A 25,956-nucleotide genomic window follows, 5' to 3' on the forward strand; every position below is an offset into this window, starting at 1 on the left:
TTTGATTGATTAGATTATTTTGATTGTTATTTTATTCTTCTCTTAATGCTTCAATTGGTCTTATACTTACTGCTTTTTGAGCTGGAATTAACCCTATCAAAGTTCCTAAAAGAACAATAGAGAGTAGTGCTCCTAAAACCGCAAAGAAATCAACTGTAGGGTTTAATATTGGTATATCTTCATTATTTCCAATTGCACTATTTACTCCCCAAAGAACAAGAGTTCCAAACACAAAACCTATAAGACCAGCCATAAAAGTCAGCATAATAGATTCTAACATAATTTGTCCTCTTACTTCGGATGGAGTTGCTCCTAATGCTCTTCTTACTCCAATCTCTCGGGTACGTTCCTTTACAGTTATAAGTAGTACATTACCTATGGCAATTACTCCTGCAATAAGTGTTGCAATACCAACAATGTATGTGATTAATCTCATCCCCGATAAAAACCCATTTACTTTAGCTACTTCTTCTCCTAGATTAAAACTCCCAAATGCCTGATCATCATCAGGGTGTACATCATGCATTCTTTTAAGGGTAGTTTTTATAGTTGCTTCAGTATTTACTATATTCTTATCAGCTTTAGCTGTAATCACCATCCAGGAAATATTTCTTCCTTGATTAAAAATAGTTTGAAATGTAGTAAAAGGTAAAAAAATAGAATCATCCCCTTCAAAGCCCATTTGAGTTGGCTTATATACACCTATTACCTTAAAATAAATCCCGTTAATCTTAACAAAGTCACCAACTGCTTCTTCTCCTTTATCATAAAACTGCTTATAAATATCTTCTCCTATCACACAAACTTTACGCTCATATTTAATATCTTCTTCATTGATAAATCTACCTCCATCAAACATTTTTTTCTTAGACACTTTATCTATTGTAGGATAATCCCCAAAAACTTTAAAAGCTCCAGATTTAGAGCCTCTAACAAATTGACCTGGTGGTGTCCCCCATTGACCAGTAACATTACGAGGCGCTATATATTCGATATCACTTACTTGAGACTCCAATGCTTCTACATCATCCAATGTAAGTTGCATGCCTCTTCCTCTTTTAAATCCGTTATTAGGTATACTCGTCTGCTGTCCCCAAAGAAACATGGTGTTGGTAGCAAAATCATTAAATTGACTTCTGAAACTATTATCCAAACCTTTTGCCATTCCTAAAAGCACTACAAACAAAAATACACCCCAAGTTACACCAATAACTGTAATTATAGTTCTAATTTTATTCTTACGAATTGCTCCATATATTTCTTGCCAGGTATCTTTTTCGAATATAAATTTCATGTCAAGTTATTTTTATTTATTCGTCTCTAAGCGCAATGATCGGTTTGATTTTTGCAGCTCTTCTTGCTGGGATATATCCAGCTAACAATCCTGAAAGCACCAAAGTAATAGTAGCTATTACAATAACACCTGTTTCTACTCTTGGGTTAAGGATAAAAAAGTCTTCTAAATTATTACCTATTAATTTTAGAATTAGAATTCCTAATATCAAACCTATATATCCTGCTATAGCGGTAATCAAAACTGATTCTTGAAGTACCATAGCAATAATGGATCTAGGTGAAGCTCCTAAAGCTTTTCTAATACCCAATTCTTTTGTTCTTTCCTTTATACTAAAGGTCATAATATTACCAATACCAATTACTCCAGAAATTAATGTCCCGATCCCTACTACGAATATCAGTGCATAAATCCCTCCAAGAATTACCATGGTTTCCTTAATATCTTCTGCAAAACTTCGTACTCTTATTGCACTTTGATCATCTGGTGCTACTTTAAATTTTTTCTTGAAGTCTTCTTCTATTTTTTCAGAAAAAGCGATTGCTTGTTCTGTATCCATAGCCATATTATAGGATATATTTATTTGATCCAGATGCTCGTTATTTCCAAAAAGTAGTTGAACTGTTTTATAAGACATATAAAGTATTCGCTCTTCATTATCACCTCCACTATCTTGAAAAACCCCAACAACTTTATATGCTATACCATCTACATCTAATGTTTTTCCGATGGCATCTTCATCTTTAAAAAGATCTTTTTCTATTAGTCTTCCAATAACGATATTTTTAGTCCGTTCTTCAATATCTGCTTCATTAAGGTATCGACCTTTCATCATAATGGTTTTTTCGAGATACTGATGATCTGGATGAACTGCTCGTATACTATAACTACCAGATTCTTTTTTATACTTGGCTAATCCATTGCGATAAATTCTTGGTGTTGAATGTTCTACTTTACCTATATAGTTGGAATTAATAAACTCAAAATCTTCATTTTCAAATTGAATTCTTCTATTCTCCTGAAAACCTTTATAAGCTTTGGATGTTCTCCCTCCTCTAATAAATATTATATTCTGAGCATCATCCACAAAACTGCTAAGAAAACTATTCAATAAACCATTACCTAGTCCTAATAGAATTGTAAAAATTAGGATCCCTAAGGCAACGGTAAATCCAGATAGAAAAGTACGTAACTTGTTTTTCCCTATCGCTTCAAATATTTCTTGCCATCTATCTCTATCAAACATATTGTGATGCTCTTACTTGTTCTACAGGCTTATCTTCTACAATCACACCATCTTTAAGGTGCACGATCCGTTTACACATATTAGCAATATCCTCTTCGTGAGTTACTACTAATATTGTTTTTCCTTCATCATTAATTCCTTGGATTATATCCATTACCTCATAAGATGTTGTACTATCCAAAGCTCCAGTAGGTTCATCGGCTAATAACACCTTAGGGTCAGCTGCTAATGCTCGAGCAATAGCAACTCTTTGTTTTTGACCTCCAGAAAGTTCACTAGGCAAATGGGTTGCCCAATCAGCTAGTCCAACTTTTCCTAGATAACTCATAGCTTTCTCGGTTCTTTCTTTTCTACTCTTACGTTGATAGTATAGTGGTAACGCAACATTTTCTAATGCTGTCTTATAATTAATAAGATTGAAAGATTGAAATACGAAACCTAAAAACTTATTACGATACTGTGCCGCCTTTGTCTCATTCAAACCTCTAATCGGAACTTCATCAAGGAAATAGCTTCCGTTATCTGCTTCATCCAGCATACCTAAAATATTAAGTAAGGTAGATTTTCCAGAACCTGAAGATCCCATGATGGCCACCAATTCTCCTTCTTTCACATTAAAATTGATTCCTTTAAGTACGTGAAGCGAATTGCTTCCCATTTGGTAAGATTTATGTAAGTCTTTAATTTCAATCATAATACAAGGTTAAGATTCTTAAGGTATAATACATACCTATTCCCTTTTAATGAAGACTCACCGACTTTAAAGAATAATAGATTCTAGTAGATCAATATTATAGTTTTTCCCTCTAGACTTATTGATTGGTTAGTGTAGTCTTATTAGATAAGACTTATCTTACATTAATTTTGTTACAGTCTAGTGTGTTATCAAAATGTTAAAGATTTTTATCGAAGAAAAGTTATGAATCTGAAGCGGGAGTTTTTTTCTTATTTCTATAAATGAAATATCCCACAAGTCCAATAAGAACATATGGAATTATCATTAAGTATACTATCCCGTTATTAATTCCTTTTGCAGTCTTTTGACCTTCTTCACTTTCAAGTACTGCACGACACATAGCACACTGTGCTTCTACAGGAATCGTAAAGAGCATTAACAACAGCATGATATATACAATTCTTCTTTTCATATAATAGATTATGACTAAATCACAGCTCAGAAATTTAATAATATGGAGATATCATTAAATACACAATTACTCCAGATATTGCAACATACAACCAAATCGGAAATGTAATTCTGGCAATTTTTTTATGTCTATCAAATCGTTTTGCTAACGCTCTCACATAGGTAACTAACACAAATGGAATTACAACTATGGAAAGTATAATATGAGTAATTAAAATAAAATAATATACATAACGAATTGTTCCTTCGCCTCCAAATTTTGTAGAGTCGCTGGTCATATGATACGCAACATACATGATCAAAAACAATATTGAACATACAATGGCAGACTTCATCAAATTTTCATGAAGTTTAATTTTCTTATTCTTAATTGCTAGAAATGCTGCCACCAATAATATTACTGTCAATCCATTGATAGCGGCATAAATTGGCGGTAAAAAAGTAAGAGGTTTAACATCAAATCCCATTTTCCGCAGATTCACTCCAAATAATGCAGCTACTGCCAATGGAATAACAATTGATAAAATAACAATCCACTTGTTATATTTATGCTCTACATCTGATTTATTATCACTCATCTTTTTTCAATAATTTTTTAATATCCTCAAGTAAAATCGTGATTTGCTCTTCCTCTCCATTCTCATCCTTTCCTTCTTCCAATCCTATAGTACCTCTATAATATATTATCGGATTCCCAGATGCATCATAACGCGATCTAATATACCCTTCTTGGTCTATTAATGCGAAATAACCATTATGCTCAAATCCACCAGGAACTTCAGGGTTTTCTGCAGCATAAATATTAAATCCTGCGTTTGCCAAATCATATAAATCCTCTCTTTCTCCTGTTAGCAAATGCCAATCTGGATCAGTGATTTCATAATTCTCTGCATATTTCTTTAAGATTCTTGGAGTATCTCTTTTTGGATTAATAGTAAAAGATGCCACGCCAAAATCATCGTATTCTTTCAGTTCATTCTGTAAATACACCAAATTACGGTTCATTTTAGGGCATATGGTTGGACAACTTGTAAAGAAAAACTCTACAACATACACTTTGCCCTTATAATCATGATTAGTAATCAATAAACTATCTTGATTTAAAAATGCAAACTCTGGGACTCTTCTTGGTTTTCCATTAATCTTTATATACGATAGTTTTTCATTAGCCACTGGATTATCTGCACTCATTCTATCGTTTTTCACAATAGAAGTATCTTTTATCCTATTAATAATTTTAGGGATAAAAATGATCCCGAAAACTAATATAACAAATGATATACCTACATATGAATATTTCTTCATGGTCTATTTCTATTTTTCTTTACGATCTGCCTTATACTTCTTTAACGCCAAGCGGTACTCTGCAAGGATGACTTTTACATCATCTACCATTACGTTGGTTATATCAGCTACCAAACTAGCATTATATCCGTATACTTTTTCTTCATTTTTTTCAAGATCCTCGTCTCGACCTCTTAGATTTCTTTTTTTATCTACAATAAAAACATAATCTGTAGCCATCTTTTCATCCAAAGCAAACGGAGTCTTCAGGCTCTTAAAAAAAGACTGGATACTTTCTGGAGTTGCGAAAACAAAATTCCATCCTGAAACATCTGTTATGTTATCTAATTCATCTAAAAGCGCTCTTGCAGCATCTTCGCTTCCTAATGGTAAAACCATTACAAATTGAAAATCTCTAAACTCATAATTCTTTTTGTAAATCTTTTGATTAAGACTGAATACGTTTCCTTTTTTATTATAAGCACCTTCTCCTAAAAACCCTAGTATTGTAATTTTATCGTTTAGGGTAATTTGTTTCCCTGTTAAACTTTCGAAACTTTCTAAGTTACCAACAGACTCTTCTAGTATTGGTAGTTTAGAAAAATTATCAACTGCCGAAGCGAAAAACAAATACATCACTATAGGTAGTATAAACAGTATCCCAAGAACTAAAAATTTCTTCATCAAATAGTATGACTTTATTTTGTTTGCAAAAATAAAAAAGACGGTTGAAAACAACCGTCTTTTACTATCTTTTATTATGTTTTTAACTTAATCAAATATTGATTAAAAATCCCAGCTTTTATGTCCGGCTTTAAAAACTTCATAGATATAATCACCTTCTGTAAGTAATATAAACATCAAATAACATATCAGAAATATTGCTGTCCAAACTACTGATCTTCTTAATCCTTTGGTTTCTCCCTCCATATGCATAAAGGCCCAAGTGATATAATAAGCTTTATAGACAGTTAAAATAATAAAGATCCAGTTTAGCAGTTTCATACTAATTACTGTTGTCTCTATTAAAAAAGCAGGTTTTATAATACCTAAAATCACTTCTACTATTGTAACTACAGATAGTAAAATAAATACTTTCCAGATTCTTGCTGTATTTGATTCGTGATGTGCTGTATCGTGTGCCATATTATACTATATTCTTTATTATTAAACCAGGTAGAAGAATGTAAATACAAATACCCAAACTAAATCTACAAAGTGCCAGTAAAGTCCAACCTTTTCTACCATTTCATAGTTTTTTCTTCGCTCGTATGTTCCTAATATCACATTAAAAAATATGATGATATTAATCACAACTCCCGAGAATACGTGAAATCCGTGAAATCCAGTAATGAAGAAAAAGAAATTAGCAAATAGCGGAGTTCCATATTCATTATGAACGAGATTAGCTCCCTCTACAATACCAACAGCATCTGTATTTAGCCTTCGTAAAGACTCTTCTCTCGACAATATTGTCTTCTCTCCTTTTTCAGTAAGGATCTGAGTTCTAATTAAAAGATCACTTCGCTTTGCAAATCCAGCTCTAATTTCATCTACAGTATATGTAGGAAGTGTTCCTTCTTTATCATACCAGACTCCCAGTTTGCTTTCGTGCTGTAATCTATCTTTATGAGTATCTACAACAACGATATCATGCAAAGGTACTCTATGTCCTTCTGTATCCACAAATTGTAATATTTGACCTCCTTTTGTTTCTACAGCTCCATATTCTCCTTTAATAAAGTTTTTCCATTCCCAAGCTTGTGAACCAACGAATATCGCTCCTCCAATAATTGTAAGGAACATATAAATAATCACTTTATTCTTTTTCATATGATGTCCTGCATCTACTGCAAGTACCATAGTTACTGAAGAAAAAATCAAAATAAATGTCATCAATGCCACATAGTACATTGGTGCATCTACCCCATGAAGAAACGGAAAGTGATTAAACACTTCATCGGCAATCGGCCATGAATCAATAAACTTAAATCTTGAAAAACCGTAAGCAGCAAGAAAACCAGAGAATGTAAGCGCATCAGACAGGATAAAAAACCACATCATCATCTTACCATAACTCACCTTGAGCGGTTGATTGCCTCCTCCCCAAGTTTTACCTTCTGTACCTGTATTAGTAACAGTTGTTTCCATATAAAGAATTTGGTATTGTTAAATTTTCCACAAAAGTAATCAATTTTATTATCTAACGAAATATAAAAATAAAAAGAGATAAACCCACAAAACATCTACAAAATGCCAGTACATACCACCAAGTTCTAAACCAAGGGTTTGCCCTCTTTTATACTTTTGTTTAAAATGATTATAAATTACGACTAAAAGCACTATTAACCCTACAATTACGTGGACTATATGCAATACTACTATGATATATAAAAAAGTAGGAACAATATTAGCGGATGGCCCAGTGAAATAATATCCCTGTTTCATGATATCGGCAAAACCCTGAAATTGCATAAACACAAATAATACACCTAGACTAAATGTAGTTAAAAGCAAAAGAGTCGCTAAGCTCCTATTTTCATTTTCAATTGCTTTTTTAACAAAGTAAAAAGCAATACTACTTGCAATTATGATCAACACACTTGTAATAAACGAATCAGGAAAAACAAGATCTGTTAACCAATCTTCTCTGGACTTGCTAACAACATAAGCACTTGTAAGACCCGCAAAAGTCATAGTCATACTTATCATTGCAAACCACATCATGGTTTTTTTTGCTCTTTTTTGCTTTTCGCTTGTTGTACCTTGCGTTAAATCCATGCACGAATAAATTTATCTGCCACATAAATAATTTGTAGCAATGTAATATATGATACACTAGCCAACATGAGTTGTTTTGCCGTTTTAGCATCCCTAACCTTGTATAGCCTTATCGCATATCTTAATAAGAAGCCTCCTAGAATCAATATTAAAATTCCCGAAATCGGAGTAATATATAACCTACCTGTAACTCCAAAAATTGGTATTAGAGAAGTAACCACTGTCCAGATTGTATAAATTATAACTTGATTAGCGGTTCCTTTATCTCTTTTACCTGTAGGTAACATAAAGAAGCCTCCTTTTTTATAATCTTCAAAAAGAAACCATCCAATTGCCCAAAAATGTGGAAATTGCCAAAAAAACTGAATCATAAACAGTGTCCCTGGTTCAATACCGAAATCATTTGTGGCCGCAACCCATCCAAGCATAAAAGGAATTGCACCTGGAATTGCACCTACAAATACAGCCAAAGGAGTTTTGGTTTTTAAAGGTGTATATAAACTAACGTATATAAAAATTGAAATAGCCCCAAACATTGCGGTTTGAGGGTTAATAACATATAGAACAGAAATCCCTAAAATCGTAAATATCGCTGCAATAGCAAAAGCAGTATTTACCGACATCCTACCTGAAGGAATTGGTCTATTTTTAGTTCGATCCATTAACACATCAAGATCGCGTTCAATAATCTGATTAAAAGCATTAGACGCTCCAACCATAAAATATCCTCCTATAGACAATAGCACTAATGTGCTCCAGGAAACAGTTTCAACTCCTAATAAATAACCTGCAACAGAAGAGAACACAACACTCAATGCCAATCGCATTTTAGTAATCTCTTTAAAATCCTGAATTACAGAAACTTTAGCAGTATTAACTTGGGTTACACTCAAATTTTGCACTTTATCTAGATTGCTTTTTTTAAAAAGTGGTGCAAAGATATATCTTAAAAGCATTTTAGGCAACTTATAACTGCTTATAATTCACCTTTTAACAACTACACTAATTAAATGGAGGATTTTCCAGATATTATAAGGCAAGTTTTTAAATTACTAAACTAAAAACCCAGCTAGATTCGCTGGGTTTTATATTTTATTCGTGTATTTTAAATGTTATTGGCAAAATATACTTTACTCGTACAGCTTCATCTCCAATTTTTGCAGGTTGCATATCTGAGAACTTCCCCACTACTCTTCTAGTTTCCTTCTCTAATACAGGATGTGGCGCTCTTACTTTTACTTCTTTTATAACTCCATCTTTACCCACTTCAAACTGTACATCGATGCGTTGCAATCCTTTGAGACCATACTCTTCTCCTAAACTAGCATTAAATTTCTTAGAAACTAACCTTCTAATTTTACTTGAAAAACACGCTATTCTATCATCATTGTTATCATACCTCTCACAACCAGGATAAATCGGTGCTATAGCTACTTTATTAATTGGATACACTATATCTTCTGTGCCACCAACATCAATTATCGAATCAATTGAGATTGGTTCTGATCGAGTTTTTTGGTTTTCTCCACTTAATTCCTTTTTTAGGTTTTTCAAAGCAGTATTATCATCAACTACTTTCGGCTTCGTCCAATCTGGTTTTTTAATCTTTTTAGATTTAGCAGCTACTTCTTTTTTAGGCTCTATTTCAACCTTAAATGCATCCATTGTATATTCAGTATCATCTGCTTCTACAGATACTATTTCTGAAGGTTTAACCGAAGAAACAGCGGTATACATCTCGAACATCACATACGTGAATAAAAGGCTTGCAATAAGCCCAACCTGAAAGTTAACCAATGTACTTTTTCGTACATTAGCATCATGCTTGTTACTCATACTATTTAGTTTTAACGTTACAATTAAAATCTGAATCAACAAGCATACCAAAAAGGAATCCCGTTTACGATTAACGTAACGGGATTCTGATATTTTAAAAATGTTTTTTTACTAATCCTGAACTTTAAACACTATTGGTAATTGGTATTTTACGGTCACAGGTATCTTACGTTGTTTGCCTGGTGTCATTTTAGGAAACAAGCCTATAACTCTTTCTGCTTCTTTTTTAAGCTTTGGATGTGGTGCTCTAACTTGTATGTTCTGAATAGTACCATCTGCCGACACATCAAACAACGTATATATTCGTTGCACTCCATTTAGTCCATACTCACTTCCAATATCTGTATTAAACTTCCGAGAAATTATTTTACTAATCTTCTCAGAGAAGCAAGCTGCCCTTTCTTTGTTTGATTTTAATTTCTCACAACCAGGAAAGATCGGAACATCTTCTACTACAGAAAAAGGAACATTTTCAGGCACTTCTTCATCTTCTTTATCATGTATAGCATCAGGATTAAAAGGAGTAGATTCTACAGGTTCTTCACTTTTAAATTCATCTGTTACCTCATCAATCACGGCATCATCCTCAACCACATCAAATTCTTCAGGATCTGGAACTGGTTCTGGTTTTTTTTGTGCAATTACTTTTTGTTCTGGTTCTTGATAAACTTCGAACTCTCCATTCCAAATAAATGATTCATCTTCTACAACAAATGAATCTTCATCTGGTTTTTCTACAGGTTTTGAAGTATACACCTCAAACATCACATAGGTAAATAAAAGGCTAGCGATAAGCCCAATCTGAAAGTTGACCAATGTGCCTTTACGCACATTAGCCTCATGCTTGTTACTCATATCATTTAGTTTTAACGTTACAGTTAATTCTAGACACAACAAGCATACCAAAAAAAGAATCCCATCTACGAATATCGCAGATGGGATTCAAATATTATTTAAATTATTTTGCCTAGTCCTGTACTTGGAAAACAATTGGTAAAGAATACAGTACACCTACTGCTTTTCCTCTTTGTTTACCAGGTGTCATCTTAGGAAGAAGTTGTACTACACGCTTAGCTTCTTTTTCTAATCTTGGGTGTGGTCCTCTTGCTTGAACACCTACAATATTTCCGTTTCTATCAATTTTAAAACGAACATATATTCTATTCACCCCAGAAAGTCCTAGTTCACTTCCTAGTTCTGTATTAAACTTACGGTTAACAAATTTCTTAACCTTATCACTCATACATTTCTTTTTAGCTGCATTTCCAGACATTTTCTCACATCCTGGGAAAACTGGAACATTTTCGATTACAGCAAAAGGTACATCTGCAATCTCTTCTTCTTCTTCTACATCTTCTACTTCTTCTACTTCTACAATCTCCTCTTCTTGATTAGTTTCAGTAGATTCTATAATTGTTTCCTCTACTTCTTCCTCATCTTCAACAACATCAATAATTTCTGGTGCTGGTGGTGGAGGTGGAGGTGGTGGAGGTGTATTTAAATTCTGCGTAATAGGAACTTCTTCCTCTTCTAATTCATCAAGATTAACCTGACCAATATCTATATTACTACGATCATACGTTTTCCACTCAATAGCTTGCCATGTTACAAAAAGAACTAAAATAAGGCCAAGTTGTAAAAACAAGGCGCTTCTCTTACTTAAATCTGCTTTGGGATTTTTCTTCGGTTCCATATTACGATATTATTATAGGATTGCTAAAATAGCTAATTTCTTTTGTAATTTCCAATTAAAGATAAAAATGTAAAACAAAAAATACAATTTTTAACTTTTATAGTATCAATCTTTTTACATTTCAATTCAACTTATACTCATGCAAACATTAAAATTCACATTATGCTCTCTTGAATCTAACTAGTTTATTCTGAAGCATTTTCAAAACAATTGCAGCAAAAATAATGCCACTAGTGTTTGCAAGAACATCATACCATTCTGAACTACGATAGCTCGTCAATATTGCCTGAAAAAATTCCATTAATATTCCAAACAAAAAAGCTAATATTCCTGCCCACATCAAACTCTGAGCAAAACTCCTATTCTGTTTTTCAGAAAAAAAGAAAAACAAAAACCAGACAATTGTAAAAACAAAATACGCTAACAAATGCCCTACTTTATCAGAACCTTGAATACTAGAGTCTATTGGTATGTGAACTTTAGCCAATGATAACCAGCCAATCAAAGTGGTATAAGCCAATACTAGTACTAATAGATTTTTATGCGCCAATAAGCTCTTTATACCCATCTGCTGACAAAAGATCTTCTATTTCCGACGTATCTGTTATTTTAATTTTCACCATCCATCCTTCGCCATACGGATCACTATTTACCAATTCAGGATCGCTTTCTAGCGCTTCATTAAACTCTGAAATCTCTCCAGTTAATGGGAGAAACAAATCTGAAACAGTTTTCACTGCCTCAACTGTTCCAAAAACCTCTTCTCTCTCAAGGTCTTCTCCAACTGTTTCAACTTCTACATAAACGATATCACCTAATTCACTTTGTGCAAAATCAGTGATTCCAACGGTTGCGATGTCTCCATCTATTTTGATCCATTCGTGATCTTTTGTGTATTTTAATTCTGAAGGAATATTCATCCGAAAAAAGTATTTTTAAATTGTTACTATACTGATGACGAAAATAAATCTATTTTGTCAAATTATAGAAAAACAGTCATAAAAATTATCAAAAATTAACTACCATAGTCTTTTTTAAAAAAGAACTAATAGAATTTTATCCAAAGTCAATACTATTAATTCCCAAAATTATATCGCAATGTAAACCCACCACGAATTGTAGTCTGAGGAAAAGCGGTAGAAATTGAATATTTAGAAAATGTATGATCATAAAACAACAATGCTGTTAAGTTTTTACTTAATGCATAGTCTGTAGTAAACTTAATTCCATAAATATCTTGTCCAGCGGTTACTTGTGTATTTTCTATATCCAGATATCTAATAACAGTCTCATTTTGACGAAGTGATAGATCTGCTCTAAAATTAAGATCACTCTTAAGCGTAGTCTTTTTACCAGCTATTCTTGTTACAAATGTCAAATCTTGTACTCTATACCCAAGCCCTATGATATATTCATTCCCTCTTATTTCTGTAAGCAAATTATTATCAAAACTCAGTGATAACGCTCTATCTTTTTTCCATTCTGCAAGAATCTTAATGGAATTCTTCATTTCCATATCTAATCGTATCAATGGACTGAACTGTTCTGTAAGATTAATATTAGCATACAATTCAGGATTTTTAAAATTCCCTCCTTGATCTAATTCATCAGGATTATTAGCATTAAAATCAAGATTCGTTTGGAATTGATTGATTGTATAATTAGCTCGATATCCGTGAGCCATTGAGAATCGTTTAAATCGCTTTTTAAACCATTTTAGATTCATTAATCCCGTATATTTAATATCCCAGTTAGGCATCGGAACATCCCTAAAAGCACCTTTCTGCACACTTTCTGGATCAGCTCCAGTATATGCAGCAAGAAACGCTGGTAGCAGTACTGCTTGATTTGTTCCTCCTAAGCCATCAGGAAAACCATCACCATCTGAATCCAAATTGGGGTCAATTCCTCGCTCTAAAGCAAGTCTTCTTGCAATAACAAATCTGTTCTCTCTAAACTCCTCAAAAGTCTCTGAAGTAAATTCATCACTTTTCTTAAAGGCTGTCTTGATCAATAATGTCGAAATAGTATAGTTCCCAAAAGTATTTGGTGTCAACGATTGATATTCTAAATCACTATCTACTCTATAATTTTCAGTAAAAGTTTCAGAGTAATTTCTACTTGCACTAATATCAATTTTAAGATCTTTCAGTAAATCAACAGAGGCCTGTATATTAAGTTGTCTTCCTTCTACTTCTCTATATTGCTGGTTAAAATCTTGAAATAATGTTAGCCAACCATTTCTTGCTGCTATATCTCTTATTTCAGATTGGCTACCAAAAGTAAATCCAACTGTAGGTTTTAGTGTTCCTACAAATCCAGGTTCTCTCAAATATCCTGGCAAGAAAATACCATTATCCTGCTGGTAATTGACATTGACCTTTTTTATTGCAGTAACCAAACCAATTAATGTATTATACGCTTTATCACCAACAGTTAGTTTACTGGATCTCTTTTTTGTTCTTTTATTCGCAGCAACAGGTTTAGCAGTATCTTTTTCTTCTCCTTCTTTTGATGTTTTCTTTTTCTTAGTCTTTTTCCTTCCTGGTTTTTTCTTAGTAAGTCCAACATACTTATACAAGGTACCCATATCTAAGGAACCATTTACCGTATGTATGTTAGCATTCTGAACGGTATTACCTAAATCAACTATTCCTTCTACATTCCTAAGAGCTTCACTACTTTTGGTCCATTGAAAATCCGCAGAATAAGAGTACGTTGCTCTCATGAACTTAAACAAAGGAATCTTATTAAAAGGAATTTCGTAGTTTACTTGCAATTGTTGACTATGAAAATTAGGGTCTCCTACATCAAAAAGACCGCTCCATACACCAATGCTATCATCCACAATACCTTCCTCATCAATAAAATTCTTTACAATTCTATTGTTTGCTGATGCAAAACTAAAATTAAGAGATTTTGTTAGATTATAATTGATACCATATTGCCAATCAAATAAGAAGTTACGTTGCTTTAATGTAGGTGTTGGTATATCACCTACATTTCTAGTTATATCTCTAAATACCTGCTCATTATATTGTCTACTAATATTAGAGTTTACTGAAATACTTGTTGGTAATAGATTAAAATTAAAGTCTTTAATCAGATCAAAATATTTACTTTTTCCTAAGAATTTAATTTTTTTGAAAGGCTCAACTTCTTTAGGCTGAAAGCTAAAATCATAAGTCCCACCAACACGTACACTTTGATCCAGAGAATTTTCTATCTCAAAATCATGATGATCTGTTTGATTATAAGTCCCTGAAAAGGTAAAGTTTTCTACATCATAAGGCATAGGTTTAGCATCACCTGTTCTATCTTTTCGCAATCCAATAACATTAAAACTTTGTCTTTTTGTATAATTAACTGATTGTCTTCTAATTCTTTCTTTTTCCTCTGGATCAGTTTCATTATCCAATCTATCCTGTAATTCTAAATCTAAAAATTCTGGATCATATTGCGGAGTTATAAGTTCTTCTCCACGACTATAATTAAAAGGAACTTGCACTCCCCACTTCTTAGGTAGTAATTGACCTAGATTTACATTCGTTGTTAAATCATATTGCTTAAGGTCTTCATTACTTCTTTCGTTAGGTCCTTGCTCTATTCCTCCAAAACCGATGGTACTAATTCTACCTGAAGCACTTATTGTAGCAAAATCAGCAATGTTAGCATCTAAACTACCTACAGCTGCCCAACCTCCTTGATTCTTAAGATCGCTCAAACGCATTTCGTTAAACCAAACCGTCCCTGATTCTGTAGAACCGCTTGGATTTTTAACTCCAACCATCATTACACGTACATCTCCAAAATTAGGATTTCCTTTTATACCTACTCTCAGGTCATTTGGCCCATTAAAAAAGTTAAGTTCTGTGCTATTTAATGCACCATCACCTATAACAGTAGATTTTATTTCTTGAAGAAATTCCAGCGGAAGATTTAACCTATTTGCGGTCGGCCATACATCCTCTGGGTCTCTATCCGACAAATCAGAAACTTTTAACGGTAGCTCTATCTGATAAAAGTTATTTGTAAAATCGTTACCCATTCTAACAAAAGCAACTAACTCATCATCCAACAAACTATTTTGAGCAGGAAGGTTTTCTGCGTGCAAGAACATTTCTAAGTTCTCATATTGACGCATATCCACATTGAAATTCTTATATACACCACGCGAATCACCCGCTTGAAGTTCATTTACTGTTAAAGCCAAAGATCTTTCATCTTCTCTTATCGTGGTATTATTATTAATCAACTCTTCTCTTCTTACTCCTGGAGGTGTCACATAATTAAAAGTTTCTTCCTCACTAACAGAAGTAACGATTACCTCATTATCTCCAAAAATATTCAATCCACTGGTTGGATCATTTGTAGTATTACCAATCTGAATATATCTTCTATAATCTCCACGTACTAGATCAAGCGTTGCAAATCTTAATACTACTGGCTGATCAAAACCAGTAACTACCATCCTCATAAAACGAATGGATCTAAAATCACTAATGTTTCGGGCATTTGTTGGCTCATAGATAGGCACTTTAAATCGAATCCATCTTGTTGACCTGTTAACTCCATTCAAAATCGTAGTAGTTATCGGTTCAGGTGAATCAGAAATAAATCCCGTACCACCATCATTCCCTACAGACATTCCTGGAAAAATAGGGACTTCATATTCAAAATAACTATCTATAGTATTCATTGTATTATCACGGTTCACATCCTCTGCTGTAGGAAAAGTTGTGTTACCACGATCTTCATCAGACACACTTGTTGGAGAGTTTCCTTGCGTTCCGTTATAATCATTATATCGCTGTACAATACCTCCTTCTCCTTGAAGGAAATATGTATAATTATCATTTGCTGGATCTTCTGTCCCAAAATCAGGAGAAAAGACAGTAGCTTCCTGAGCGTCATTCAATCCATCATATCCAGCATCTTGGTTCACTCTAGCTTGCCCTTCAGAATCAAACGCATAAATTAATGACTGATTTACTGGAACTTGACCAATAGTTCCTGAAGTTGGCGTAAAACCGAGATCAATTTCAGTAGGAAGTCCATTTTCATATTGTTTTCTTCCATCTTTTAATACATCCTCACTAATATTTCCTAAATGAAAAACAATCGTTCCACTTGTAGCTTCTGTAAGCGGTTCTTGTCCATCACCTGGATCAAAAAACGGATCCATCAACCAAAACTCAATAAACTCTACATTAGATTGTTCAAAATTTGTAGATGTTAGTTGTCTGGTGATTCCTGCAAAATTCGTTGCTGGATCGGGTTCAGCCAATCCACTACCTGGAACATATGCTGGGTTGAAATTATAAGGACCACGTTCTGAGGGCCTATAACTTAAATCTAATGGAAATAATGACAGTGTTTGTCCTGGAGGCCTGTCTGTAACTGGAAAAATCTCATCAATAAAAACTCTTCTTGCAGGGTTAAAATTTATATCTTCATCACTGATTCCGCTTGGTCTGCTGCTACTATAGAAGATTGGATCCACTGTATACCATGATAAATCAGCTCTTCTGTATCCAGATTCTATTCCCGTAAGAACAGCATTAGGATCACGATCATCAAAACCAATAGGCACACTAGACAGTTCCCAAGACAAAGCTGAACTTACATCAATCTGTGTTTGCGCTCCTTCAAAATCATCAATATAGGTTGTAACTCTACCTCCAAAATCAGCTCCTTTTGGTGCACCAGCAATCAGATATGCCCCTTCTGTTCTTACAGAAACATTAGACGGAACATCTGTGTCAATATTTGGTAATTTATTCACCATTCTTGTTAAGAATGGAACTTCTGTAGAATAATTAAGATTAAAACCTAATAATGTATTATTAATTGGTTCAAAATTATAACTTGATTTTTGAGTAATGGGTCTTTCATTTAGATTTAAATAAGTACCACCGACAATAAAATTATCACTGAATTTATGTTCTATATTTAATCCTGTAAAACGTTTAGTTTGCTGACCGAACACCGCATTATTCTCTGTCGACACTTGAATTGGAGTGTTTGATGCTAATAAGGCTTCATCCAGAATATTTACTCTACCTAATGAATAATTCACCGTATAATCAACCCCTTCTTGCAGCGTTCTTCCTCCTGCAGTAACGGTAACAGATCCTTGTGGTACATTAAAAGCTCCTAAAGGAATTCCATCCTGACCAGAAGATTTATATCTTCCTTTCAACTGGAAATAATTTTTATTAGCTGCCTCTTGCTCAGCTACAATTTTTGTTTGTGTATATAATTCCCTGAATACATACTCTGTTTGATTTTCATTATAGTTTAGAGGGTTATTATAATCTGCAGGATTTGCGATTCCATCATTATCTAATTTATTAAAAAGATGTTGCCCAAATGGTTCTACAGTAGTAAAAATAATTCTTCCATTTTCTGGATCAATTGTCAATCCAGGCACATAATCAAAGAAACCATCACCTGAGCCATCTGCTCCTTGTACTGGGTCATTATTTGGATTCAAACGGTCCATATTGAAAACACTCAATAATCTTGTTTCGTTTACATCATCTGGTAATGGTGTTGCTGAGCCTTCTGCTGCTACAATATAATTAACTGGAGAAGGGTTTGAGTATACAATATTTAATCTAAAATCATTAGAATCCAATCTAAAAGCACCTGTGTTATAGATATTTTTCATCATAAGATCCCACATTGGTAGATCTACACTGGTAATTGGGCTCTTTAGCATTTTTACTACCAAACTCTGACTAGAACCTATCTCTACACCACTTCCAGAATTATCCCCAATTGTAGCATCTACACCATCATTGGCAAATTCTCCTACTTGATACACTTGTCCACCTACGGTATATTGAAACGCTACCGCTAGGACCTCATCATTATTTAATCGTTGGTTTAAAGAGATATATCCCAATTGGGTATTTAGCGTATACTCGTTGACATTTAATTGCCTGGCATTTTCTAACACCGCATAATCGAAGCCTTCATTAAACCCAGCGATAGGTCCTACAAAACCTTGTTGTACCGTTGATATTTGACGTACTGCATCTGTAACAGGTCCTGTGGGTCCAATATCAAAAGGATCCAGATCATTATTCCCATTATCAGGGAATGATCCAGCGGGAGAATTAAATAATGACGCAGGAATTGTAAAATTACCTGCAATAGGTGACTCTCCTAAATCCTGAATAGCAACTATGTTTCTAGCATCTGTTAATGTCTGAGCACTAGTAGCTCTGTTTGTTATCCATACTTCTATTCTTGTAATCTGTATGTTGTTATTAATAAAGGGATAATTTAATAAAGCTTCATCATAATTATCTCTAAAGTAATGTGCTAAAAAGTAGTGTCTGTTTTCGTCATATTTTGATGCATAAATCTCAAAGTCCTCTACCGTTCCTCCGCCTTCTACATTTACCGATCTGGTTTCTGATCTTTGTTCTGAATATACAGCGGTAACACTAGTTTTACCAAACTGCAATCCTAACTTAGCACCAAAAAGACTTTGTGATCCCTGAATTAAAGAATTATTAATCGGCATTGTTACATTACCAATCTCTATACTTCGAATAATATCATCTTCTGTTGGGGTATATTCTAATTTTATTTGGTTTTGAAAATCAAAAGTAGATTCTGTATCATAATTAGCTGTTATCTGAAGTCTTTTACCAACTTTCCCTAACAAACTTAAACTGATTCTTTGATCAAAATCAAAGGTAAAATTACTTCTGTTTCTAGGAGAAAATGCGGGGTTATCTTGTTTTGTATACAAGATCCCTAAATCCATTTCTACAGATCCTTGTGGGATTATTTCAATCGCATCCCCACCAAATATAGATTCGAAAAATTCAGAACGCACGTAAAAAATAGGAAGAAGATTTTTACGTTTTTCTTCGCTACCATCAGTTTTTCCGCTAAAAGCGCTAATTTTTTCTTTAAAATAATTTCTTCTTTGTTCTTCTTCAACCAGCGTTTCAAATTCTTCTGGAGTTAAAAAAAGAGGGTATCGCACATTAAACTGCCCTAACATTTCTCGATAAATATATCGATTCGTTACTGGGTCATATTCGTATTTTGAGACAATACTATTGGGATCTGGCAAGGAAATCTCACCCAGTGAAAATGTTGTACTCGTAGAATCTCTAACGGTTTCATTTTCCTGACCGAAAAGCACTCCACCATAAAGTGCGATTAAACAAACTATTCTTTTTAAAAATTTAGAATGTAACGGATGTAATGAGCTCAATGCTTTTATAAATTTTTTAGTGCTTGTTTAATAATATTTTCTACAGTTTCGGTGGGGCTATCTCTTAGAATTTTATCGACAACTTTTTCAGCTTGTTTTCTATTAAATCCAAGGGTTTCTAATGCAGATAACGCTTCATCTTTATTAGTATTGTTTTGGGATACAGAAAGTTCATCAATATTATAAACTTTAAGAATTTTATCTTTTAAATCAATAATTACTCTTTGTGCTGTTTTTGCACCAATTCCCTTAATCGATTGTATCGTTGCCACATCACTGGAAGCAATAGCATCTTTAACCTGATCTGGGTGCAAAGATGATAACATTGTTCTTGCAGTGCTTGCGCCGATTCCTGAAACAGAAATTAAAAGTCTAAAAATTTCTCGTTCTAATTTTTCAGCAAAACCAAATAAAGTATGAGAGTCCTCTTTTACTTGAAGGTGTGTATAAAGCTTTAAAACTTCTTGATCAGGAATAAGAGAAAAGGTATGTAATGAAATGTGTAAAAAATACCCAACTCCATTGCAATCTATTATTACATCAGTAGGATTTTTTTCTACCAGTCGCCCCTTGATTTGTGTAATCATCTGTTAATTGGATATTAAGCATCCAAAAGTAATAAAATTATACTACAATATGACTTAAAAAAATAAGCTTCAAAAACTGCTCATTTTTGAAGCTTATTATATCATTAATATTTGGATGTAAAATCCTATATTTCATCTCTATATCTCATTGGAAACCAACGAAAACATTTCTTTTTCTCTTTTTTCCTTTTCTTGCGCATCAATAACTGCAACTGCTGCAACGTTTACCATTTCTTCAACACTTGCACCTAATTGAAGAATATGAACTGGTTTTTTCATTCCCATCATAATTGGACCAATAGACTCAGAATTATTTAATTCTTTCAACATTTTATAGGTACTGTTTGCAGAATCCAAATTAGGAAAAACCAAGGTGTTTACTTTACGTCCATTTAGTTTAGAAAATGGAAACTTATCCTTACGCATTTCTCTATTTAATGCAAAATCCATCTGTAATTCTCCATCAACAATTAGATTCGGATAATAACGATGTAGATATGAAACTGCATCTTTTACTTTAGAAGCATTAGGATGCTTAGATGACCCAAAATTAGCATATGATATCATAGCAATTACTGGATCTACTCCAAACATTTCTACTGTTCTGGCTGTCATCTGTGCTATCTTTGCCAATTCTTTTGACGAAGGATCTATGTTAATAGAAGTATCACTAATAAACAAAGGTCCTTTATTAGTCATCATTACGTTCATAGTCGCAATACGAGTTGCTCCTTTTGCTAATCCAATAAGTTCAAATATTGGTTTCAACACTGTTGGATAACTACGTGAATATCCTGAAAGCAACGCGTCTGCATCTCCTTCATTAACCATCATCGCTGCAAAATAATTACGTTCGCGCATTAATCGTTGCGCGCCATACTTAGTTATTCCCTTTCTACTATTATCTTTCCAATATTTTTCTGCGTATCTATTTTTTCGTTCAATTTCTTCATCTGCTTTAGGGTCAATAATAGTAACACCTTTCGAGTCAAAATCAAGCTCTTTCATCAACTCAATTATAACATCTTTTCGCCCTAATAATACTGGAAAAGCAATCCCTTCTTCTTTAACAGTTTGTGCTGCTTTCAATACATCTAAATGATCTCCTTCGGCAAAAACAACCCTCTTAGGGCTTCGTTTTGCTCTATCCATCAATAGTCTTACCAACTTATTGTCATTACCCATTCTTTCGAGTAACTCATCTTCATACTTATCCCAATCTTCAATTGGCTCTGTAGCAATACCGCTTTCTATAGCTGCTTTTGCTACTGCAGGCGGCACTTTAGCAATTAGTCTTGGGTCAAAAGGTTTTGGTATAATATATTCTCTTCCAAAATTAAGTCTGGTTTCACCATACGCTATATTCACTTGTTCTGGAACTGGTTCTTTAGCTAAATCTGCCAATGCTTTTACAGCTGCCATTTTCATGGCTTCATTAATACCTGTTGCTCTAACATCCAAAGCTCCTCTAAAAATAAATGGAAATCCTAATACATTATTAACTTGATTAGGATGATCACTTCTTCCTGTAGCCATTATAATATCCTTTCTCGTTTTTATAGCGAGATCATATTTTATTTCGGGATCAGGATTTGCCATAGCAAATACAATTGGATCATCAGCCATGGTAAGCAGCATTTCTGGCTCTACCAAATTGGCCATAGACAAACCAATAAATACATCCGCATCTTTCATTGCATCTTCTAATGTATCCAGATCACGATCCGTTGCAAACTCAGCTTTTTCTTGAGTAAGGTTTTCTCTATCCTTTCGGATTACACCCTTACTATCTGTCATTACTATGTTTTCGGCTTTTGCTCCAAAGGCTTTATACAATCTTGTACAAGAAACCGCTGCTGCTCCTGCACCACTGACTACTATTTTTACTTTATCGATATCTTTTTTAGCTATTTCTAAAGCATTTAACAGAGCCGCCGCAGAAATAATAGCAGTTCCGTGTTGATCATCATGCATCACGGGAATATCTAATTCTTCTTTTAGACGTCTTTCGATTTCAAAGGCTTCTGGTGCTTTGATATCCTCAAGATTAATTCCTCCAAATGTTGGTGCTATATTCTTTACTGTTTCAATAAAGGCATCAACATCTTTAGTATCCACCTCAATATCGAATACATCTATATCAGCAAAAATTTTAAACAATAATCCTTTACCTTCCATTACAGGCTTGGATGCTTCTGGGCCGATATCACCTAATCCTAAAACCGCTGTACCATTAGATATTACAGCTACTAAGTTACCTTTGGCAGTATACTTATATGCATTTGAAATATCTTTTTCAATTTCTAAACAAGGTTCTGCTACTCCAGGAGAATATGCCAATGACAAATCTCTTTGTGTAGCATATTTTTTGGTAGGTACTACTTTGATTTTACCGGGAGTAGGTTTTGCGTGATAAATTAACGCTTCTCTTCGTTTGCTTTCGATACTCATACTAAATCAATAAATTGTGTGCAATACAAAGGTACAAGTCTGTTCGAGATGCAAAAGGCAAAACACAGTAATCTTCAAAAAAATTGAAACTTCAGAAAAGTTATTGTCTTTTTAAGAAATGTATTGTGAATTTATCAATTATTTCGTCTTTCTATTAAAAATATCATCAGGTTCTATAAGCTTATCGAGTTCATTCCTTAGTTTTTCGCTTAAAAAGCTTAATCCTAATTGATATGATGCATTCATCCACCCAAAACCTCCATCTGGAACATACTTGAAATCCGAGCCTACATTACCATATTCTACATCAATTTTATAGGATCCTTTGTCTACATCATATTTTTCGGGAATGACTCCATTAAAATCTACAGCATTTTTTGTAATCATCCATAACCAGCGATAAATCAGTTCTTGTGCTAAATCATCATATCCATAGTTTAATAACCCTTTCCAAATTAACATTTGATGCGGAGCCCATCCATAAGGATAATCCCACTGTCGTTTTGGGGCATCTTTAGGAACATTTCGTAATGAAAACTTAGAACTACCCGAAATCCCGTAGGAACACTTTATCACTGGTAATAAACTTTCTACTAGCTTCTCTGCCTGCTCCTTTGAACATAATTTAGCCCATAATGGATATAACGAAGTTGCAGAGTCAAAATCTATTTGTTTTTTATTTTTAATATCATAATCGAAATAGCTTCCTTTTTTTTCATCCCATAGATATGAATTCATTTTCACAACTCTTTCCTGAGCTTTGTTATCCCAATATTCAGAGTTGTATTTTCTTTTATTATATAAAAACTCATTCTTGAAGTATTTCTTTATACAATATGCTAAATCTTTTTCATATTTAAATAAAAGAGAGTTTAGATCTACAGATGTAATATTAGCACAGATTCCTTCTAATCTATAGGTTGTATCATGACCACTTTCACGTACGCTTCTATCATGCAAAAAGTATTCATCTAATTCTAAATTGATCGTTTCTCTATTAAGGTACTTTTTTCCATATTGATGTACGGATAGATTAGAATTCATTGCATATTCCTGAAGAATATAATCAAAATGCCCTTGTTCTGTCTCTGGAGGAATCCCTATTCCTTCTGCATAAAATCTATTCAAACCATTATTAGCTAACCTTTGTTCAGGTTGCATCCATACAGTTTCATATTCCTGAATAGCAATCTTCACACAATCCTTTAACCATGCTATAGGTGTTTCATCTTGATACTTTTCATAATACTCTAAAATCATCGAAGTATAAAACGGAGGTTGTGTTCTGGTTAAGAAATAACTTCTATTTGCATTGAGGATTTTACCATAGTGAGTAATCTGATAATTAAAATTATCTATCATCCCTTTTGCTAGGTCTTTTTTGCTATCTAATAACAAGCCTACGTTAATAAAATAGCTGTCCCAACCATACATTTCGTTAAACCTTCCTCCAGGCACCACAAAAGGTGCAGCTTCATTTTTTTTATTGTCGAATGATAATGCTAGTATTCCAGGTTTGTCATTAATAGATAATACATATTCTGGAGTAATCTTTTCAGGAAGTATTACTATTGAAATGTCTTTTCTGTTTTCACAAATTTTATTGTAGTATTTCTGAGCTTCAATATCTGCAAACGGAATATAGAGACGTTGCTCACTAACTATGGTCTTCTCATCTTTTATTATTTTTTCGAGCCCATTATTATCCAATCTTCTGGTAAGTTTATTCCAATAATGCGTACTAATCATTTTTGAAATCCTATCGCTTGGTTTTTTGTAAACATTGTTTAAATAGATATAAATTTCACCTTTATCATCAGGTTTTTCCAGAGCTATTTCCTGAAGTAAATTAGCCAGATAATATGTTCCTTCTACTATATGCTCTCTACCAGTAGTAGCAATAAGTTTAAATTTTCGTGGGCCTTGATCATCAATTGTAATCTTATTGTCGTGATCTGTATCTTCTTGAGTTAACAATAGATTTAAAACCGTTGCTTTATGAACTTTAATTCGCATGTGTAGTGGTTATTCTTTTTAAAACCCATAATGATATTGATAACAATACCATAGGAATTAATGTATAATAAAAAGCTTTTTGAGCACCTGTATTTTTAAACAACCAACCTATTAACGTTGATCCCGTAGTACCTCCTAATGCAGAAAAAATGACAATCAAACCAGTCATTGGGCTATGCATTTTTTTAGGTAACGAGCTTAATACAGCTGAGTTAAGTAATGGATATATTGGGGCAATAAATATCCCGATCATCGGAAACGCAAATCCTAATATAGGAATATCAAATATAGATTCTATAACACCTGTCTCTACATCAATGGTTTTAGGCAAAATAAAAATAACCATAAGCATAGCTATTAGTATGCAACTAATTAAAATATAAAACCAGGAAATGTATTTTGACAGCACACCTGCTCCTATTCTTCCTGCTGCCAATGATAAAGCAAAAATACTAGACATCATTATACTCACATTGGAAGGAAGCTCTAGAACTCTGTTATAAAAAGTAGGTAGCCAAGTCATAATCCCTTGTTCTACCATTACAAATAAAAACGCACTACAGACAAATACAATCACAGATAATTTAACACACAACATAATCATTTGCCTCACATCATCTTTTAGGTTTATTCCAGGTATTTCTTCACCTTCATCAAACTTCGTAACATACAAAAACAAAAAAGAAATTAATGCTAATCCAGAAAGCAACCAATAGACTCTTAACCAAGCATCAGGATCATTAGCGTCGTTAAATGCAGGAAACAGAAAATAGGCAAGAGCGATCCCAATCATAAAAACCCCTTCTATACTGCTCATAAGACTATTATGCTCCTTGGCAGAATTAGTGACCAAACCAATTACCGAATATACTGACACTTTAATGAGAGCAAAAGAAGCTCCAATAGCAGCAAACAAAAACTTTGCCGACCAAAACGAATTGCCATAGTACATTATTACACACGCTATCATAGAGATTAAAAGCCCTGTTAATATTGCCTTTTTATAACCAATTCTGGGAAGAAAAGATGCAATTATAAAAGAAACTAATGCTATAGGAAGATCTTTGAACCATTCTAAAGCACTTGCTTGTACCTCATCTACTTTGTAATTTTCCAAAGATTTTAAAATTACTATTCCTACACTATTGAGCAGTATCGCAAATATGAAATAGTTAAGAAATAAGGAGATTTTGATAGTAAGGTTTTTCATCATAAAAATATTTCAATTCTGTATCCTATCTTATGTAAACAGCATAAGTTAGTAAAATATATTGTAACAAGTTTTGACATATGTTTGGTCTATTTTGAACATGCTGGATCATAAAGGCTGCTACATGCTCAGAATGTAGCAGCCAAAAACTAATATGAAAACAAACAAA

At 33.5% G+C, this 25,956-nt stretch carries 21 protein-coding genes; all 21 read right to left on the reverse strand.

All coding sequences use genetic code 11. From position 1 onward, the window contains the following. Nucleotides 1-31 precede the first annotated feature (31 nt). Entirely contained in the window at nucleotides 32-1,294 is a 1,263-nt protein-coding gene (locus QBK95_RS06960) for an ABC transporter permease (RefSeq protein WP_280931962.1), read from the reverse strand. 16 nt (nucleotides 1,295-1,310) lie between these two features. Next, nucleotides 1,311-2,540 (reverse strand): ABC transporter permease, encoded by a 1,230-nt coding sequence (locus tag QBK95_RS06965; protein WP_280931963.1) that lies wholly within the window; start codon nucleotides 2,538-2,540, stop codon nucleotides 1,311-1,313. Continuing rightward, nucleotides 2,533-3,234 carry an ABC transporter ATP-binding protein gene (locus QBK95_RS06970; protein ID WP_280931965.1) on the reverse strand — a complete coding sequence of 234 codons (702 nt, stop codon included), beginning with the start codon at nucleotides 3,232-3,234 and terminating at the stop codon, nucleotides 2,533-2,535. Before QBK95_RS06970 ends, QBK95_RS06965 begins: the two co-directional genes overlap by 8 nt. Nucleotides 3,235-3,457: 223 nt before the next feature. Beyond that, nucleotides 3,458-3,688, reverse strand: coding sequence for a CAMCR motif-containing small membrane protein (locus QBK95_RS06975; protein WP_280931966.1), 231 nt, complete (start codon nucleotides 3,686-3,688; stop codon nucleotides 3,458-3,460). Between the two features lie 34 nt (nucleotides 3,689-3,722). Then, on the reverse strand, nucleotides 3,723-4,265 hold the full coding sequence (locus tag QBK95_RS06980) for a DUF420 domain-containing protein (RefSeq protein ID WP_280931968.1): 543 nt from the start codon (nucleotides 4,263-4,265) through the stop codon (nucleotides 3,723-3,725). Beyond that, a complete protein-coding gene (locus tag QBK95_RS06985) occupies nucleotides 4,258-4,992 on the reverse strand; it encodes an SCO family protein (protein ID WP_280931970.1) in 735 nt (244 codons plus the stop codon). Before QBK95_RS06985 ends, QBK95_RS06980 begins: the two co-directional genes overlap by 8 nt. 9 nt (nucleotides 4,993-5,001) lie before the next feature. Next, nucleotides 5,002-5,655 carry a hypothetical protein gene (locus QBK95_RS06990; protein WP_280931972.1) on the reverse strand — a complete coding sequence of 218 codons (654 nt, stop codon included), beginning with the start codon at nucleotides 5,653-5,655 and terminating at the stop codon, nucleotides 5,002-5,004. Nucleotides 5,656-5,757: 102 nt separating this feature from the next. Beyond that, a complete protein-coding gene (locus tag QBK95_RS06995; protein WP_280931975.1) occupies nucleotides 5,758-6,117 on the reverse strand; it encodes a cytochrome C oxidase subunit IV family protein in 360 nt (119 codons plus the stop codon). A gap of 21 nt (nucleotides 6,118-6,138) precedes the next feature. Next, nucleotides 6,139-7,122 carry a cytochrome c oxidase subunit 3 gene (locus tag QBK95_RS07000; protein ID WP_280931977.1) on the reverse strand — a complete coding sequence of 328 codons (984 nt, stop codon included), beginning with the start codon at nucleotides 7,120-7,122 and terminating at the stop codon, nucleotides 6,139-6,141. A gap of 48 nt (nucleotides 7,123-7,170) precedes the next feature. Further along, entirely contained in the window at nucleotides 7,171-7,752 is a 582-nt protein-coding gene (locus tag QBK95_RS07005) for a cytochrome c oxidase subunit 3 (RefSeq protein ID WP_280931979.1), read from the reverse strand. Next, nucleotides 7,743-8,645, reverse strand: a complete 903-nt coding sequence (gene cyoE / locus QBK95_RS07010; RefSeq protein ID WP_280931981.1) for a heme o synthase — start codon at nucleotides 8,643-8,645, stop codon at nucleotides 7,743-7,745. The genes QBK95_RS07005 and cyoE overlap by 10 nt, the downstream gene beginning before the upstream one ends. Before the next feature lie 199 nt (nucleotides 8,646-8,844). Then, on the reverse strand, nucleotides 8,845-9,588 hold the full coding sequence (locus QBK95_RS07015) for an energy transducer TonB (RefSeq protein WP_280931983.1): 744 nt from the start codon (nucleotides 9,586-9,588) through the stop codon (nucleotides 8,845-8,847). Between the two features lie 111 nt (nucleotides 9,589-9,699). Continuing rightward, nucleotides 9,700-10,443, reverse strand: a complete 744-nt coding sequence (locus QBK95_RS07020; RefSeq protein ID WP_280931984.1) for an energy transducer TonB — start codon at nucleotides 10,441-10,443, stop codon at nucleotides 9,700-9,702. Nucleotides 10,444-10,555: 112 nt separating this feature from the next. Next, nucleotides 10,556-11,281 (reverse strand): energy transducer TonB, encoded by a 726-nt coding sequence (locus tag QBK95_RS07025; protein ID WP_280931986.1) that lies wholly within the window; start codon nucleotides 11,279-11,281, stop codon nucleotides 10,556-10,558. 160 nt (nucleotides 11,282-11,441) lie between these two features. Further along, nucleotides 11,442-11,831 carry a VanZ family protein gene (locus QBK95_RS07030; RefSeq protein WP_280931989.1) on the reverse strand — a complete coding sequence of 130 codons (390 nt, stop codon included), beginning with the start codon at nucleotides 11,829-11,831 and terminating at the stop codon, nucleotides 11,442-11,444. Continuing rightward, on the reverse strand, nucleotides 11,821-12,201 hold the full coding sequence (gcvH, locus tag QBK95_RS07035; RefSeq protein WP_280931991.1) for a glycine cleavage system protein GcvH: 381 nt from the start codon (nucleotides 12,199-12,201) through the stop codon (nucleotides 11,821-11,823). The genes QBK95_RS07030 and gcvH overlap by 11 nt, the downstream gene beginning before the upstream one ends. Before the next feature lie 155 nt (nucleotides 12,202-12,356). Further along, nucleotides 12,357-19,481: a T9SS outer membrane translocon Sov/SprA gene (gene sov, locus QBK95_RS07040; RefSeq protein WP_445012622.1), complete on the reverse strand. Its 7,125-nt coding sequence runs from the start codon at nucleotides 19,479-19,481 to the stop codon at nucleotides 12,357-12,359. A 47-nt stretch (nucleotides 19,482-19,528) separates the two neighbouring features. Then, nucleotides 19,529-20,110, reverse strand: coding sequence for a Holliday junction branch migration protein RuvA (gene ruvA / locus QBK95_RS07045; RefSeq protein WP_280931993.1), 582 nt, complete (start codon nucleotides 20,108-20,110; stop codon nucleotides 19,529-19,531). Nucleotides 20,111-20,248: 138 nt separating this feature from the next. Continuing rightward, nucleotides 20,249-22,561 carry an NADP-dependent malic enzyme gene (locus QBK95_RS07050; protein ID WP_280931996.1) on the reverse strand — a complete coding sequence of 771 codons (2,313 nt, stop codon included), beginning with the start codon at nucleotides 22,559-22,561 and terminating at the stop codon, nucleotides 20,249-20,251. Between the two features lie 138 nt (nucleotides 22,562-22,699). After that, complete coding sequence (locus QBK95_RS07055) at nucleotides 22,700-24,577, reverse strand: trehalase family glycosidase (protein ID WP_280931998.1); 1,878 nt, start codon at nucleotides 24,575-24,577, stop codon at nucleotides 22,700-22,702. Continuing rightward, nucleotides 24,567-25,787 (reverse strand): MFS transporter, encoded by a 1,221-nt coding sequence (locus QBK95_RS07060; protein WP_280932000.1) that lies wholly within the window; start codon nucleotides 25,785-25,787, stop codon nucleotides 24,567-24,569. Before QBK95_RS07060 ends, QBK95_RS07055 begins: the two co-directional genes overlap by 11 nt. Between the last annotated feature and the right edge of the window lie 169 nt (nucleotides 25,788-25,956).

It is taken from the genome of Aquimarina mycalae (genome assembly GCF_029906345.1).
Lineage (GTDB): Bacteria > Bacteroidota > Bacteroidia > Flavobacteriales > Flavobacteriaceae > Aquimarina.